General features: G+C 61.9%; 15 protein-coding genes and 1 other RNA gene. 9 read left to right on the forward strand and 7 right to left on the reverse strand.

Going from position 1 to position 14,901, the window contains the following annotated elements; all coding sequences use genetic code 11:
• The first annotated feature begins 164 nt into the window (after positions 1-164).
• Positions 165-1,655 carry a UbiA family prenyltransferase gene (locus Q363_RS10775; protein ID WP_035349970.1) on the forward strand — a complete coding sequence of 497 codons (1,491 nt, stop codon included), beginning with the start codon at positions 165-167 and terminating at the stop codon, positions 1,653-1,655.
• A gap of 48 nt (positions 1,656-1,703) precedes the next feature.
• Complete coding sequence (gene pheS, locus Q363_RS10780; protein WP_035349972.1) at positions 1,704-2,822, forward strand: phenylalanine--tRNA ligase subunit alpha; 1,119 nt, start codon at positions 1,704-1,706, stop codon at positions 2,820-2,822.
• Here the strand turns inward: pheS and Q363_RS10785 are convergent.
• The 4 genes from Q363_RS10785 to Q363_RS10800 form a co-directional block, all read right to left on the reverse strand.
• The gene (locus tag Q363_RS10785; RefSeq protein ID WP_035349974.1) at positions 2,819-3,370 is read right to left on the reverse strand and encodes a hypothetical protein; all 552 of its coding nucleotides are present in this window, start codon (positions 3,368-3,370) and stop codon (positions 2,819-2,821) included. The two genes, pheS and Q363_RS10785, sit on opposite strands and share 4 nt — an antisense overlap.
• Positions 3,371-3,468: 98 nt before the next feature.
• Positions 3,469-4,224, reverse strand: coding sequence for a bestrophin-like domain (locus tag Q363_RS10790; protein WP_035349977.1), 756 nt, complete (start codon positions 4,222-4,224; stop codon positions 3,469-3,471).
• 31 nt (positions 4,225-4,255) lie between these two features.
• Positions 4,256-4,603, reverse strand: coding sequence for a phage holin family protein (locus Q363_RS10795; protein ID WP_035349980.1), 348 nt, complete (start codon positions 4,601-4,603; stop codon positions 4,256-4,258).
• 103 nt (positions 4,604-4,706) lie between these two features.
• Positions 4,707-5,198 (reverse strand): nuclear transport factor 2 family protein, encoded by a 492-nt coding sequence (locus tag Q363_RS10800; RefSeq protein WP_035349983.1) that lies wholly within the window; start codon positions 5,196-5,198, stop codon positions 4,707-4,709.
• A gap of 161 nt (positions 5,199-5,359) precedes the next feature.
• Between Q363_RS10800 and pheT the strand changes: the two genes are divergently transcribed.
• From pheT to Q363_RS10830, 7 genes are all read left to right on the forward strand, one after another.
• Positions 5,360-7,489, forward strand: coding sequence for a phenylalanine--tRNA ligase subunit beta (pheT, locus tag Q363_RS10805; RefSeq protein WP_035349985.1), 2,130 nt, complete (start codon positions 5,360-5,362; stop codon positions 7,487-7,489).
• Positions 7,490-7,585: 96 nt separating this feature from the next.
• Positions 7,586-7,843: a hypothetical protein gene (locus Q363_RS10810; RefSeq protein WP_035349988.1), complete on the forward strand. Its 258-nt coding sequence runs from the start codon at positions 7,586-7,588 to the stop codon at positions 7,841-7,843.
• 18 nt (positions 7,844-7,861) lie between these two features.
• On the forward strand, positions 7,862-8,230 hold the full coding sequence (locus tag Q363_RS10815) for a cell division protein ZapA (RefSeq protein WP_051978644.1): 369 nt from the start codon (positions 7,862-7,864) through the stop codon (positions 8,228-8,230).
• Between the two features lie 92 nt (positions 8,231-8,322).
• Positions 8,323-8,510, forward strand: a non-coding RNA gene (gene ssrS / locus Q363_RS46160) — 6S RNA.
• Positions 8,511-8,627: 117 nt separating this feature from the next.
• Positions 8,628-9,374 carry a prolipoprotein diacylglyceryl transferase gene (locus Q363_RS10820; RefSeq protein WP_245632162.1) on the forward strand — a complete coding sequence of 249 codons (747 nt, stop codon included), beginning with the start codon at positions 8,628-8,630 and terminating at the stop codon, positions 9,372-9,374.
• Positions 9,364-10,497 (forward strand): RluA family pseudouridine synthase, encoded by a 1,134-nt coding sequence (locus Q363_RS10825; RefSeq protein ID WP_035349993.1) that lies wholly within the window; start codon positions 9,364-9,366, stop codon positions 10,495-10,497. Before Q363_RS10820 ends, Q363_RS10825 begins: the two co-directional genes overlap by 11 nt.
• A 5-nt stretch (positions 10,498-10,502) precedes the next feature.
• Positions 10,503-11,594, forward strand: coding sequence for a VWA domain-containing protein (locus Q363_RS10830; RefSeq protein WP_245632163.1), 1,092 nt, complete (start codon positions 10,503-10,505; stop codon positions 11,592-11,594).
• 335 nt (positions 11,595-11,929) lie between these two features.
• Here Q363_RS10830 and add read toward each other — a convergent pair whose 3' ends face one another.
• The 3 genes from add to Q363_RS42005 form a co-directional block, all read right to left on the reverse strand.
• The gene (gene add, locus Q363_RS10835; RefSeq protein WP_035350004.1) at positions 11,930-12,967 is read right to left on the reverse strand and encodes an adenosine deaminase; all 1,038 of its coding nucleotides are present in this window, start codon (positions 12,965-12,967) and stop codon (positions 11,930-11,932) included.
• Between the two features lie 9 nt (positions 12,968-12,976).
• Complete coding sequence (locus Q363_RS10840) at positions 12,977-14,560, reverse strand: amino acid permease (RefSeq protein ID WP_035350006.1); 1,584 nt, start codon at positions 14,558-14,560, stop codon at positions 12,977-12,979.
• Between the two features lie 162 nt (positions 14,561-14,722).
• Positions 14,723-14,878: a hypothetical protein gene (locus tag Q363_RS42005; RefSeq protein ID WP_169746963.1), complete on the reverse strand. Its 156-nt coding sequence runs from the start codon at positions 14,876-14,878 to the stop codon at positions 14,723-14,725.
• Between the last annotated feature and the right edge of the window lie 23 nt (positions 14,879-14,901).

Below are 14,901 nucleotides of genomic sequence, written 5' to 3' on the forward strand. Positions count from 1 at the left end.
GTGTCGAATGGATTCAGTAACTCCCGGTAGAACAGCAGAATAATTGATAATGACGTATAACGAGGCTCGAAGGTTTCGTCCCAGGCAGCTCCTGAAACGCGATATTGGGCGTAAATTGCGGTTTTCGTCCGGTAATCGCTCTAATTTCAAAGAGAGGCTCACACTTGCGCATCTCCGATTCCGCTCTCGACACTGCTACCCTTCCGGCGCTCTGTGTCGATCTCGACGGGACGCTGGTCAAGTCCGATACACTCGTCGATTCCACCCTGGTGCTTGCACGTCATCATCCCGAGCTCCTTCTCCGGATTCCCGGCTGGATTCTTGAGGGCAAAGCCGCCCTCAAACGACATATAACCTCCGCTGTCTCATTAGACGTAGCCCATTTGCCCTACAACCGCGAACTGCTGCAATTTCTTGAGCAGCAGCACTCCACCGGCCGGCCGATCTACCTCGCTACCGCAGCCGACTCGGCCCTTGCCGAGCGGGTCGCCGTGCATCTCGGACTCTTCAACGGCGTCCTGGCCTCCGACGGCGAGCTCAACCTCGCAGGACCGAACAAGCTCGCTGCCTTCCGCCAGGCGTTCGGTGACCACTTCTGCTACATCGGAAATGCGTTACCCGACCTTCCGCTACTCCAGAACTGCCAGCAGCCCATGGTGGCCAACCCCACCGCCGGGCTGAGTGCTGCCCTGAGAAAGACCAATGTCATTCCGGTCCGTACCTTTACCGAGAGGGCCTCGCCCATCAAGTCCTGGCTCAAGGCGATCCGCATCCATCAGTGGGCAAAGAACGTCCTTATCTTTCTCCCCGTTCTGCTGGCCCATTCCCTCTCCCTCGGCCTGCTTGTAGCCTCCTCGCTCGCATTCCTCTCCTTCGGTCTCTGTGCCTCGGCCACCTATATCGTGAATGACCTCCTCGATCTCGAGGTCGACCGCCAGCATCCGCGCAAGCGCAGGCGCCCCTTCGCGTCAGGGGATCTCTCGGCGATCGCTGGTGTCTGGGTAGTCCTCGCCTTCCTGATCGCCTCCATCTCGATCGCCCTCGCGCTCCCGCACGTGCTCGCTGCAATGTCGCCGGCGCACGCCCTTCGTCGGCCCTATCACTTCCTCACCTGGCTTGCGATCTACGCGATCACGACCCTGGCTTACTCTCTGCGGCTCAAGCGTATGGTCCTCGTAGACGTCATCGTCCTCTCCGGCCTCTACACCATTCGCATCCTGGCCGGTTCGGCCGCCACCGGCGTTGAGGCCTCCGCGTGGCTCGGAAGCTTCAGTATCTTCTTCTTCCTCTCGCTGGCCTTCGTCAAGCGCTTCGCCGAGCTTGAAAACCTGCGCGAGCGCGGAGGCGCCAGCGCCAAGGGCCGCGGCTACCACATCACCGATGTCGAGCAGCTCCGCACCTTCGGCTCGGCATCGGGCTATGTCTCGGTCGCCGTCCTTACGCTCTACATCTCAAACCTCGACGCTGCGCATCTTTACAGCCACACCAAGCGCCTCTGGCTGCTGATTCCGGTGCTCCTGCTCTGGATCAGCCGTCTCTGGCTGCTCGCCTCGCGCGGCAAGCTCGACGAAGATCCCGTCGTCTACGCCATCACCGACCGTCGCAGTCTTTTGCTCGGCGCAGTCGTGCTGGCCATCGTGCTGTCGGCGCTGTAGCTGCCGCGTCATTTATTCCCCGCTCGTTTATCCTTGAACTACGCAGCCATGACCGACGCCATTCCTCAGCTTCCTTCGTACGACGAGCCCGCCCTCGATGCCGCCTTCGCCACCCTCGCCGAAGAGGTACGCGCAGGCTCCTCCTCGCTGACCACCGTGGAGGCTCAGGAGAACTTCCGCCTGCACTGGCTCGGCCGCAAACAGGGACGCCTCAAGCTGATCTCAGACGCCTGGCTTAAGTCCGCTCCCCCCGAGGCCCGCAAGCCACTCGGCATGCGATTCAACCAGCTCAAGCAGCAGATCGAGCAGGTCCTCGAAGCTCCTGCTGCCGCGAAGCCGGCAGCAACGGCAGTGCAGGGAATCGACATCACGCTCCCCGGAGCCGTTCGCCGCCCCGGCATCGCACACCCGCTGCTCGAGACCATGCACGAGGTCGTGCGCGTCTTCCACCAGCTTGGCTACTCCACCAATCTCGGCCCGCAGGTCGAGAGCGACTTCTACAACTTCGAGGCGCTCAACTTCCCGCCCAACCACCCCGCGCGCGACACCCAGGACACGCTCCAGATCGCCGGCCAGCACACCCGCCCCTCGCGCGACCGCCTGCTGATGCGCACCCACACCTCGCCAGTGCAGATTCGCACCATGATCGCGCAGGCCCCACCCATCCGCATCGTCATTCCGGGCAAGGTCCACCGCAACGATGCCGCCGACGCCACGCACTCGCCCATCTTCCACCAGGTCGAAGGCCTCTGCGTCGACACCAACATCACCTTCTCCGATCTCAAGGGAACACTCGACCACGCCATGAAGGCGCTCTTCGGCTCTGCCGTCAAGACGCGCTTCTTCCCCAGCTTCTTCCCCTTCACCGAGCCCTCGGCCGATGTGCAGATCTCCTGCATCTTCTGCGGAGGTTCCGGCTGCCGCAAGTGCAAGCACTCCGGTTGGATCGAGCTGCTCGGCTGCGGCATGGTCGACCCCGCCGTCTTCGCCGCCGTCACCGCCGAGCGCCGCAAGATCAACCCCGACGACGACGCCTACAACCCGGAGAAGATGACCGGCTTCGCCTTCGGCATGGGCGTCGAGCGCATCGCCATGATGCTTCACGGCGTCTCCGACATCGGCCACTTCTACTCAGGAGACATGCGCTTCCTCGAGCGGTTCGCCTAAGCAAAGACGATCTGCTTCACATCCTGTACGGTGATGTGGAAGGGCCCGAGGTCGCTCTCACCATTGAAGGCGTAGTCCTTCTTCATCGCACCGTCGACTGTCCTTCCATCGACCAGCGTCACCTTGACATCAACCGTGCGCTCATCTGCGTGCACGTCGAGAAAGTCGATCGCCTTGATCTTTTCGAACGCGATCGTCTGACCGCTGGTCAGTTCAATGGCCTTCTCGGTGAAGTTATGGATAAATGTCTTAGCCGATAGATTGGTGACCTCTCCGGCACGCGAGGTCACGGTCACCCTACCCCTCGCCGCAGCCGGAGCAACTGCCGTAGAAACCGAACCCTGTTGCGTGGACGCAGGCGGCGCAGAGCCAGGCGCAGTGCTCTGCAACGGAGCAGAGACCGCAGCAGGGTGTTCGTTTGCGCCGGGTTTCTCGTGCGGACCTATGGCAACCCACAGACCTGTAGCCGCAGTCAGCAGCGCTGCAAGGCCGGTCAGGATTCCCGGCATCGTCGTCCAGAAGTTCTGCTTCCTCTCGAGCTCAGGCAAGATCGCACCTCGCTTCCCGATACGAGATACAGATGGACGGAATTCTACATCCGCGAACACAAGGACATAGTCCGAGCCGCACGCATCGTCAGGATGCTCTACTTCATGCCCGTTCGAACAGTCTCCAGGTTCACCGGATGAACACGGATCGTTCCCCTGCTCGGGCTGTCGATATCTGCAATCAGAAAAAACGCGACCGAGACCACCAGGGGCAACACCATCAGGAGCTTTAAATTCGGCAGCCTCACTCCAAACCCAAGCAGTGCATTGCAGAAGATGGCGATCGAGAACAGGAGTGCCCACGCGGAGCCCGGTATCCGGTTTCGCCAGGCCGCCAGCGTGTAACCCTGCGAGTTGATCACATCGTTCATGCCGGCCACGGCCAGCGTGATGACCACGGGAAGCGGTTGCGTGAGCGCCGGCCGCGAAACCGTAATCCACATCTCGTTCTGTAACCGTTCCGTCTCAGCGTCGATCCGTGCCAGTTCGTTCGAGTCGCGCATCGTGTAGAACTGAATCCTCAGGTCCATGTACTGGCGAAGCTGTTCCCGTGCCCTATCCCCATTTGCCGGAAGTAGATCGGTCCGAAGGTACTCGGTCCCTATGGCATTTGCTTCGGCCTCTTCGTAGCTCTTGCGCAGATCGTATCTCCCGATCGCCATGGAGAAGCTGAAGCTGATAATCAGAGCAAGCAGCGTCAGTGTTGCTCCCAGGACCACACTGTAATCCGCGCGCAGATCCTCCGAGATGCCAGGTCGCCGCTCCCTCAGCTTTAGTCCAACCCAGGCCACGAACCAGAGCACCAAAAACGCAACCACCAGAACTAACCGCGGATAATGGACGAGTGTCTCCATCTGCTCTCTCCTATGCCTGAGGTGCGCTCCGTTACGCCGTCTTCTCCGCTCCAAAGAAGCCCAGCAGCATCTGGATCAGCGCCAGCACCAGCGCCGCAATCAACGCCGGCATGAAACCTGTAATGGTAAACCCGGGAACCAGCTTGCTCGAAAACCACAGCACAATCGCGTCAATGACAAAGACAAACAGCCCCAGCGTCAGCAGCGACAGCGGAAACGTCATGAACTTCAGAAAGAGTCCCAGGGTTGCGTTCACGATTCCAATGATCACCACCGCGAACATCGCTGAACCGAAACTACTGATCTGGAAACCCTGGACGAAGTGCGAGACCACCAGCAGAACAACTGCGTTCACAATCCAATGCAGCAACCAGCGCATAGCGATTCCTTTCAGACTCTGGATTTGGTAGAGACAGAAGGCATGGCCCGGCGAATCAGCCTCTAGAGCATAACCGAGCCTCTCGCAATCTGCACTTGCAAATTCACTTCGCCGCTTCGTGGTCGTAGCTGATCACTCGCGTCACCTTCCACGCTCCGTCCTTGTACCGCCACAGGTGGATGAACTTCGCCTCGCCTACCTCGCCATGGTCCTGCGCGTAGGGATGGTAGAAGCGATGCACCCCGATCTCCACCGCCCCATATCCATGCAGGGGATGCGCCTCCAGAGTCCCCTCCACCAGCTTTCGCTGCACCTTCCCGCAAATGTTGTTCTTGATTGCATCGAGAAACGGCTGCTTGCCCACCGTCAACCCCGTCTTGTCGTGATAGAACTCCAGGTCATCCGCTACCAGCGAGCTCATCCTGGCCAGGTCGCAGTTGTTGTATGCGTCGAACAGCTGCTTATCCAGCTCCGCCACCACACCCGTCAGTTCCTGCTCGTTCTTGATTGCGTCCAGCGCAGGGACAGCCTGGCCCTGCATCGGAATCCCCATCCCCAAAGCGGCCATCAACGTCAGGCCAAGCACCATGTTCATAAACCTCAACCTCCTCGCTCCATCCACGCCCAGATACGACAACAAGGCACAGAAGGTTCACGTACTCCATCAGCTAACGCTCCCTCGCTCCTTTACAATGAAGCTACCCATCAGAGCAGCCGGGAGGCCTTCCGCTGACTTGCTGACTCGCTGACTCACTCATGAAAATTCTCACAAACTGGCTGCGCCACTATCTCCCTACGCTCTCCGTCACCGACCGGCAGCTCGCCGACGACCTCACCCTCCGCGGCGTCGCCGTAGAAGGCGTCCACCCGCTGGGCGAAGGCAACGGCCACCTCTTCGAGATGGACATCACAACCAACCGCGTCGACGCCATGAACCACTACGGCATCGCCCGCGAGGCCGCGACCATCTACGACCTTCCGCTCGCGCCGCTGCACCCCAGGCTCCCCGTCGGTACCCTCGTCGACGAGCCCTTCCCCGTCACCATCGCGCCTGAAGCCAAAGGCCTCTGCGGACGCTTCACCGCGCAGGTCCTGCGCAACATCACCATTGCGCCATCGAGCGGTTGTGTCGCCCAATACTTCTCGCTCCTCGGCCAGAAGCAGATCTCGAACGCCGTCGATGCCTCGAACTTCGTTCTAACCGGCATGGGCCATCCCACCCATGCCTTCGACCTCGACAAGATCGAAGGCGGCATCCTTGTCCGTCTCGCCCGCAAAGGCGAAAAGCTTCGCCTCCTCGACGGCTCCGAGCGAACCCTCGAGCCCGACGACCTCGTCGTCGCCGACGAGAAGAAGGCCCTCGGCCTCGCCGGCGTGATGGGCGGCTGGGACTCGATGATCACCCCGGAGACGAAGAACGTCCTCGTCGAGGCCGCGTGGTTCGATCCCGCAAGCATCCGCCGCAGCTCGCGCCGCCACCTCCTCTTCACCGACGCCAGCCACCGCTTCGAGCGCGGAGCCGACATCAACGCCGCGCCCATCGCCAACGGCCTCGTCTCGCAGCTCATCCTCGAGGCCGGCGGCAAGCTCGAAGGCGAGCTCATCGATGTCATCGATCCCGACGTGATGGCCCACACCGCAGGCCGTCCTACCATCGAGATCTCCATTCAGCAGGTGCACCGCCACCTCGGTACCACCCTCGAGCCCGAAGGCATCACCGGCGAGATCGTCTCCCGCTACCTCACCTCGCTCGGCTGCCAGCCTCTCCTGCACGGCCTCGATGTCTACCAGGTCAAGCTGCCCTCCTGGCGCCTCGACCTCGAGCGCGAGATCGATCTCGTCGAAGAGGTCGCTCGCGTCTACGGTTATAACCGCTTCGCCAACACACTTCCCACCGCGCTCCCCGTCACCGACTATCCAGCCGCTGCAGCCGAGCACGCCGTCCGCAGCCGCCTCCTCTCCCTCGGCTACAGCGAGGCCGTCTCCAGTTCCTTCGCCAGCCGCGAAGACTCCGAGCTCTTCTACGCTCCCGGCGCCGAAGGGAAGGGAACCGTCGCCATGGAGAACCCTCTCTCCGAAGAGGCATCCCTCCTCCGCCCTGCGCTGGCCCCCGGCATGCTCACCATGCTGGCCCACAACCTCAACCGCGACGTCCGCGAGGTTCGCCTCTTCGAGCAGGGCCAGATCTTCATCGGCTCCGCCATTCCCGACACCACATTCATCGGCGAGGTCACTGAGACTCCGCAGCTCGCCATCGGCCTCACCTCCGCATCGCAGCAAGCCACACCGCTGCACTCGGCATCGGACGCCCCCGTCTTCGAGCTTAAGGGCGTCATCGAATCCCTCGTCTCCCTCTTCGCCCCACCGGGCGGCCCCGCAGCCCTCAGCTTCACCACGGCCAAAACCCCCGCATGGCTCGAGCCCGGCCGCTCCGCCACTGCTCTGCTCGACAACCAGCCCCTCGCCCACTTCGGCGAGCTCGCCTCCGCCCAGCGCGAGTCCCGCAAGCTCCGCCAGACCGTCTACCTCGCGCAGCTCGACCTCGCCCGCCTCTACGAGTTGCCGCTCAAGCGCGTCACCGCCCGCGAACTCTCCCGCTACCAGGCCGTCGAGCGCGACTTCTCCTTCGTCTTCCCCGACACCACCTCCTGGCACACCATCGCCGAGAACATTCGCGCGCTCTCCATCCCGGAGATGTCGCGCCTCACACCGGAGGAGATCTTTCGCGATCCAAAGGGCAAAGCCGTCCCCTCCGGCCATTACTCGCTGCTCCTCCGCACCGTCTTCCAGTCGCACGACCGCACCCTGCGCGACGAAGAGATCACCGGCTGGTCCGCGCGCATCATCGAAGCCCTCACGAAGCTAGGCGGAGCCCAACGCGCCTAGTCCTTCAAAAACCGTGAGAAAAGAGGCACCCAGAAAGGTTCCTTGCACACAAAATCCACGCCCCGCGCATCTATACTTCGCAACAGGAGTATGTAAATGAGCACAGCTACCATCAGCGTCGACGAGTTCCAGGCCCTCGAACAGAAAGTCCTTCGCGCGGTCGAGATCATCAAACAGGAGCGCGAAGCCCGCGCCAAGGCCGAGGCAGAGATCGCCAGCCTCAAGGAGCAGCTCGAGTTTCAGACCCTCGTTGCCCAAGAGGCTCAGACCGCAGTCGCCACCCTCAGCAAGGACCGCGAAACGGTCAAGCAGCGCGTCGAAAAGATGTTGCAGCAGATGGACGAGCTAATCTAAACCGCTACAGGAGCCCCGATGGACCAGACTCTCACGCAGCCCGCACCGCAACAGACCCAGCCTCAACAGGCCGTGAGCCAGTCCGTCGCCGTCGAGATCTACGACCAGATCTATCACCTTCGCGGAATCGACCCTGCATACATCGAGCAGCTCGCGCGCGTCGTCGACGCCAAGATGCGCGCCGTCTCCGCCCACGGCAACACGGTCGACTCGCTCAGAGTTGCCGTGCTCGCCGCCCTCAACATCGCCGACGAGCTTGAAACCCTGCGCCAGCGCTACGAGGCCCTCGCAGGCAGCCTCTCGCTCTCGCAGGTCACCATCCGCTCCCGCGCCGGTTCCCTCGCCGGAATGCTCGACGAGATCCTCGAAGACCGCAAAGCCGGCTAGTTCTCTTGATTTTCCTTAGCTCCCTACTCCTTTCAACACACCCCGTCAACTTGCAAAGCCACCCCACCGCCTGTAGCATCACAACCTAAGAGACCGGCCTGCAAAGCAGGTACGCGATCCACGCTGGTTGAACCAACATTCATTGAACAGGGGCCTGGCTCGTATATATGGTTCGGTGTGCAACGTCCGCCAGTCCGGAATGCCTAAAGAACCACGGCAGGGTCCCGCCGTCTTAGGACGGGTTCACCAGCGCATCAGCGTACGGCCCAGTGGGTCGGTCTTTTGCATCTTTAGCCGGTCGGTCTCCTTGCCTCTGGCCTTGTGTCTCACAATTCAGCTCTGTCATCCTGAGCGAAGCGCATAGCGCGGAGTCGAAGGACCTGCATTTTTGACGCCCGTGCACCCCAATCTCCTTCACCTCGGATTCCTGACCATCCCAACCTTCGGCCTGCTTGCGGCCATCGGCCTGATGCTCGCGCTGGGCCTCAGCCTTCGCACCGCCGCCCTCGTCGGCCTCAACCCCGACCGCCTCTGGAACGCAGGACTCTTCGCCGTCATCGCGGCGTTCGTCCTCTCGCGACTCCTTCTCGTCGTCACCAATCTAAGCACCTTCCTCGCCTACCCCATCCTTCTGCTGATGGTCCCGTCGCTCACGCCGCTGGGGATTCTCCTCACCGCCATCGCCACGGCGATCTATCTCCGCACGCGAAGCCTCCCCCTGCTCGCAGCGCTCGACGCCTGGGCCCCATGCGCCACGCTCGCCTGGGCCTTCCTCGCCCTTGGACACTTCGCCGAAGGCAGCGACCCCGGCCTTCCCAGCTCGCTCCCCTGGGCCGTGACCGTTCCCTCTACGTCTCTGCGGATTCACCCCGTCGCGCTCTACGTCGCGCTCGCCGCTGCCGTCATCACCGTCATCCTGTTCCGCCATCTCCCGCGCCGCCGCCGCTCCGGAGACACCTTCGCTCTAGTCCTCTTCTTCACCGGCCTCGCGCAGTTCCTCCTCACCTTCCTGCGCCAGCCCACCTACTCCGAAGGCAGGCTCGCCACCCTCCTCGACCCCATCCAGTGGGTCGCGCTCGGTATGATCGTCACAGCTGCGCTTCTCTGGCAGCAACCCCGAAGGCTGGTCGCTCATGCCGTCTAAAAACATGCTCCCCAAGGGCCAGCGCCGCCGCACGGTCAAGCCCCAGTACCGCGCCACCCGTGGCGTCGAGTCACCCCCACCTCCAGTTATCCCTATCCTCGACATCGACGACGATGCCGAAGACAGCACCCACGCCTTCACTGCCGCGCCCGAGGCCGCCGGCCTCCGCCTCGACCAGTACCTCGCCCAGGCCATTCCCGATATCTCCCGCGCCCGCGTCCAGCTCCTCATCGAACACGGCCAGGTCCGCGTCAACGGCCAGCCTCCCAAGGCAAAGCTCAAGCTGCAAGGCGGCGAGCAGATCGAGATCGAAGGCGCACCGCACCCGCCGCCACTGCACGCCTTCCCCGAGGACATCCCCCTCACCATCCTCTACGAAGACAAGCACCTCGCCATCATCGACAAGCCTGCCGGCATGACAGTCCACGCCGGGTCCGGCAACGCCGCGCCGGGCGAAGTCGACGAGCGCAACGCGGGCACCCTCGTCAACGCCCTCCTCCACCACTTCAACAAGCTCTCACAGGTCGGCGGCGAACTCCGCCCCGGCATCGTCCACCGCCTCGACAAGCAGACCAGCGGAATCATCATCGTCGCCAAAGACGACAGCACCCACCGCAAGCTCGGGGAGATGTTCTCCTCACGCGAGCTCGAAAAAACCTACATCGCTCTCGTGCACGGCCGCCTCACCAAGGACTCGATCACCATCAAGCTCCCCATCGGCCGCGACCTCGTCCGCCGCACCCGCATGACCACCCGCCGCTCCGCCGACAGCGAAGGCGTCCGCCCCGCCGTCTCCCACGTCAAGGTGCTCGAGCGCATCCACTCCCCACACTACGGCGACTTCACGCTCGTCGAGGTCCGCATCGAGACTGGCCGCACCCACCAGATCCGCGTCCATCTCCAGGCTCTCGGCCACCCCGTCGTCGGCGACACTCTCTACGGTGCCCCGCACCAGATCGGCCAGCCTCCATCCACACTCTCGCTCGACCGCAACTTCCTCCATGCTGCCCGCTTGGCCTTCACTCACCCTCAGACCCGCAAAGCCCTTGCCATCGAATCGCCTCTACCCGTGCAGCTTAATCAGTTTCTGGCTAATGTTCGCACCGATAAGCGGCCAATTTGAGTAAAATGAACCGGGTGACTGGTCCCGTCCGAATGAATCGCTCCTCCTGGCTCCCTAACGTTGTTTTCCTTGCTGCCGCCCTCGCCGCAGCGCCTCTCTGCGCCCAAGCCCCCACCACCTCCCCCCCGGCACCCGCGCCAGCCGCAGCGCCCACAACGCCACAGACGCAGCCGGCGCAGACCCCGGCTGCGCAACAGCCTGCCCCCGCGTCGGCCAACGGCCAGCAGCCCCAGCCCGGTGACGATGCCAATCCTGACGCCTACAAACTCGTCGTCCGCGTCAACGAGGTCAACCTCATCTTCACCGTCACCGACAAGAAGGGCCGCTTCATCACCGGTCTCAAACGGGAGAACTTCGGCCTGCTCGACGACGGCCGTCCGCCGGTCGCTGTCCTCCGCTTCAGCCAACAGACCAATCTGCCCCTGCGCGTCGGCATCATGCTCGACACATCGAGCTCCATCCGCCAGCGCTTTCAGTTCGAGCAGGACTCCGCCATCGAGTTTCTCCTCCAGATCCTCCACCGCAACGACCGAGCCTTCGTCGAGGGCTTCGACATCGAGACCGACGTCACCCAGGGCTTCACCAACAACATCGACCTGCTTAATCAGGGCATCCGCAAGTTGCGCCCCGGCGGAGGCACCGCTCTCTACGACGCGCTCTATAAGACCTGCCGCGACCAGATGTTGACCCTCAAGGAAGATGGCGCCGTCCGCCGCGCCCTCATCGTCGTCTCCGACGGCGACGACAACTACAGCCGCGCCCAGCAGTCCGACGCCATCAAGATGTGCCAGCGCGCCGAGACCATCGTCTACACCATCTCGACCAACATCTCCCCCAGCAAAGACAAGGGTGACGAGGTTCTTCGCACTATCTCCGAGGCCACAGGCGGCATGCCATTCTTTCCCACCAAGATTGAGGACGTCGCCATCGGCTTCCGCAACATCCAGGAAGAGCTGCGCAGCCAGTACTCCCTCGTCTATCGCCCCGCGGACTTCAAGCAGGACGGTGCCTTCCGGACGATCTACCTGCAGGCACTCGATCAGCGCTACCACGTCCGAGCCAGCAAAGGCTACTTCGCCCCCAGGGCAACCCCTTAGCGGAAATCGAAACGCTGTCAAGGCACATCACGGCGTAATGTTCAGCTAAATATAACAAAACAAGTGACTAAGGTTAGTATCCCAAACTGCCAATTAATTTCCCTCATTTCACTACAATAGAGATAGAAGATAAGTCGATGGCCCGGAGCGATTCGTTCCGGGCCATCTGCTTTGCTAACTCGCTTGGTTTGAATATCTTGCTGAATCCGGCACTGAAAACATCGTAGTTTTGCGTCAAAGTACCAGGCTAAGTCAAATGAATATAATACTTTACACAATTAAGTAGTGAGGGGGGAGGGCTATGGAACCTCGTTGAATAAGAGAACGATCCGGAGTTATCCGTACTGCTCAACCTGCTGCAGCAGCGCCAGCTTTCGCGCCGGATCGAGGAAGCTCGCCTCCACTGCATTGGCCGCCAGCTCGCGCATCTGCTCCATCGTGAACCCGAACTGATCCTGCGCCAGCACATACTCCCCCAGCAGGTCGCTGCCGAACATCGGCGGATCGTCCGAGTTCAGCGTCACCATCAGCCCTGAGTCAAAGTACTGCCGCACAGGATGCTCCTTGAAGCCGTTGCAGCATCCCGTCCGCACATTGCTCGTTACATTGATCTCGAGCGGAATCTGCTTCCGCGCCAGCACCTCCATCAGATCGGGATCGTGCTGCGCCGCCAGTGCATGGCCAATTCGCTCCGCTCCAATGTTGATCGCCGACCACACGCTCTCCGGTCCCACCGACTCACCCGCATGGGCCGTTAACCGCAGCCCGGCAGCCTTGGCCTCTTTGTACAGATCGCGAAAGTGGTCCGCCGGCCCCCGAGCCTCGTCGCCGCCGATCCCAATCCCCACAATGCTCGGATACTTCTCTTTGAGCTCCGCCGCCTTCCGAAAGACCCGCGCTCCCTCGTCCACGCCAAAGTGCCGCACCGCGTCGACGATCCACAGCACGCTCGTGTTGAAGTCCTTCTCGCCCCGCTCGCGCCCCCGCTCGATCGCCTCGACGTAAGGCTCGACCTCGGTCTTCTTCCAGTAGTAGATGATCCCGAACGAGACATACACCTCGGCGTGCACGACGCCCTGCGTCGCCAGCTCGCGAATCATGTTGTACGTAATCAGCTCGTAGTCTTCCGGCCGGCGCAGCCGCTCGGTCACCGCCTTGAACGACATCAGAAACCCGAGAAAGTTCTCGTACTGATAGAGCGCTCGCGCACCCTCCAGCGTCAGAGGCTCCGGATCATGCCGCCGACTCAACTCCACCAGTGTCTCCGGCTTGATCGTGCCCTCAAGGTGAAGATGCAGCTCTGCCTTCGGCAGCCCCCGCAGCCAATCCACCACGTCGATCTGGGAATCCTGTTTCGCTAGCTTTCGAGCCATCTCACTATCTTAGGCTTCGGGCGAGTAAAACTCACTTCGCTTCCGGCTGTAAAACACATAAACGAATAGGCCAATCACCAGCCACACAAAGAACCGCAGCCACGTCTTCGCCGGAAGCCCCGCCATCAGCAGCCCACAAAAGATCACGCTAAGCACCGGAATCACCGGCCCGAACGGCACCCGGAAGCCGCGATACCGCTCCGGCTGACGCGCCCGCAGCACGATCACTCCAATCGAGACCAGCACAAATGCGAACAGCGTGCCAATGTTCGACATTTCCGCCAGAGAACCCACGTCAAACAGTCCCGCCGGAATCGCCACCAGGAAGCCCGCCACCCACGTCGCAAACGCCGGAGTCCTGTACCGCGGATGCACCTTGCTGAAAGCGTCCGGCAACAGCCGATCCCGCGACATGGCAAACCAGACCCGCGCCTGTCCCAGCTGAAACACCAGGATCGACGAGATCATTCCCACGATCGCGCCCAGCAGCACCGCCAGCCGAACCCAATGCAAGCTGTGGCCGCCCGGCGTCAGAGAAACCCGCTTCAGCGCATTCACCACGGGAGCGCCGTCACCCGCAACCGTCTGCCACGGAACGATCCCGCACAACACCAGCGCCACGCCCATGTAAAGGATCGTGCACACCACCAGCGTTGCCAGGATCCCCTTGGGAACGTCCTTCTGCGGAGCCCTGCACTCCTCGCTTGCCGTCGAAACCGAATCAAACCCGATGTACGTGAAGAAGATGATCGACCCGCCCGCAAGCACGCCGCCCCATCCATTCGGCGTAAAAGGAACGTAGTTGGTGGGATGGATGAAGCTTAGCCCAAAGAAGACGAAGATCAGGATCGCTATGATCTTCACCAGCACCATAATGTTGTTTGTCCGGGCAGACTCGCGAATCCCGCGCACCAGCACGACCGTCAGCAGCAGCACAATCAAAAATGCCGGAATGTTGAACCCCGCGTGCCATCCGCGCCCATAGATATCGTGCCCTTGCAGGTCCTGCAGGCCCAGCGGCAGGTATGCAGGCGACAGCCACTTTGGTGAGATCTTCAGCCCCAGCCAGTCCAGCAGGTCCACAACGTGCGCAGCGAAACCCACGCTCACGCTCATATTGCTGAACGCATACTCCAGGATCAAGTCCCACCCGATGATCCACGCCACGAGTTCGCCCAGCGTCGCATACGTGTACGTGTACGCTGACCCCGCAATCGGGATCATGCTCGCCAGCTCTGCGTAGCACAGCCCCGTCAGCGCGCACACAATCGCCACCAGCACCAGCGAGATCGCCAGCGCCGGACCTGCTCCCGGCCGTCCTGCCACCGCGCCGCTGGTATGGTGCAGCAGTCCGAGAAACAGGTCGATCACCGGCGAATCAGCCCACTTCGCCTCGGTCGCCGGATTGCCGCCGATCGCCGTGCCGATCACCGTGAAGATGCCCGAGCCGATCACGGCGCCGATTCCCAGAGCCGTCAGGCTCAACGGCCCCAGCGTCTTCTTCAGAGCATGCTCCGGCCGCTCCGATTCCGAGATCAGCTTGTCGATAGATTTGGTTCGAAAGATCTGCCTGGCCAGCGCCCTGCTCCTCAAACAGAATTGTCCGGGATCCTGAGGGAGTCGTCCCGGACTCACCCGAGTACAACATACAGCCTGTGAGACGGAAACACTTCGGGGAGGAGCGAACCTCCCGGGCCTCGGCTTCGGCATTCATCGCCGCAACGTCGGCCCGGAAGGCCTCATCGTTTCATCGCGCTAGCGCTTCGACTGGCCGCGCGACAACTTCCTGACCTTCGCCTTGTTCGAGCCGCGCGGAGTCGTACGCTTCGCCTTCGGAGCCGCCTTCTTGCGCGCCGCCCGCTTTACCTTCTTACGCTCTACCTTGTCTGTAATGCTCTTGGTATTTGCCATTTAATCTTGCCAATCACTCTCTA

This window comes from Edaphobacter aggregans DSM 19364 (genome assembly GCF_000745965.1).
Classification (GTDB): Bacteria; Acidobacteriota; Terriglobia; order Terriglobales; family Acidobacteriaceae; genus Edaphobacter; species Edaphobacter aggregans.

Coding starts and splice junctions, on each gene's coding strand:
- add (WP_035350004.1), bottom strand. CDS start 12,967: ATGGCTCGAAAGCTAGCGAAACAGGATTCCCAGATCGACGTGGTGGAT.
- pheS (WP_035349972.1), top strand. CDS start 1,704: ATGACCGACGCCATTCCTCAGCTTCCTTCGTACGACGAGCCCGCCCTC.
- Q363_RS10810 (WP_035349988.1), top strand. CDS start 7,586: ATGAGCACAGCTACCATCAGCGTCGACGAGTTCCAGGCCCTCGAACAG.
- Q363_RS10815 (WP_051978644.1), top strand. CDS start 7,862: ATGGACCAGACTCTCACGCAGCCCGCACCGCAACAGACCCAGCCTCAA.
- Q363_RS10825 (WP_035349993.1), top strand. CDS start 9,364: ATGCCGTCTAAAAACATGCTCCCCAAGGGCCAGCGCCGCCGCACGGTC.
- pheT (WP_035349985.1), top strand. CDS start 5,360: ATGAAAATTCTCACAAACTGGCTGCGCCACTATCTCCCTACGCTCTCC.
- Q363_RS42005 (WP_169746963.1), bottom strand. CDS start 14,878: ATGGCAAATACCAAGAGCATTACAGACAAGGTAGAGCGTAAGAAGGTA.
- Q363_RS10830 (WP_245632163.1), top strand. CDS start 10,503: ATGAACCGGGTGACTGGTCCCGTCCGAATGAATCGCTCCTCCTGGCTC.
- Q363_RS10790 (WP_035349977.1), bottom strand. CDS start 4,224: ATGGAGACACTCGTCCATTATCCGCGGTTAGTTCTGGTGGTTGCGTTT.
- Q363_RS10795 (WP_035349980.1), bottom strand. CDS start 4,603: ATGCGCTGGTTGCTGCATTGGATTGTGAACGCAGTTGTTCTGCTGGTG.
- Q363_RS10800 (WP_035349983.1), bottom strand. CDS start 5,198: ATGAACATGGTGCTTGGCCTGACGTTGATGGCCGCTTTGGGGATGGGG.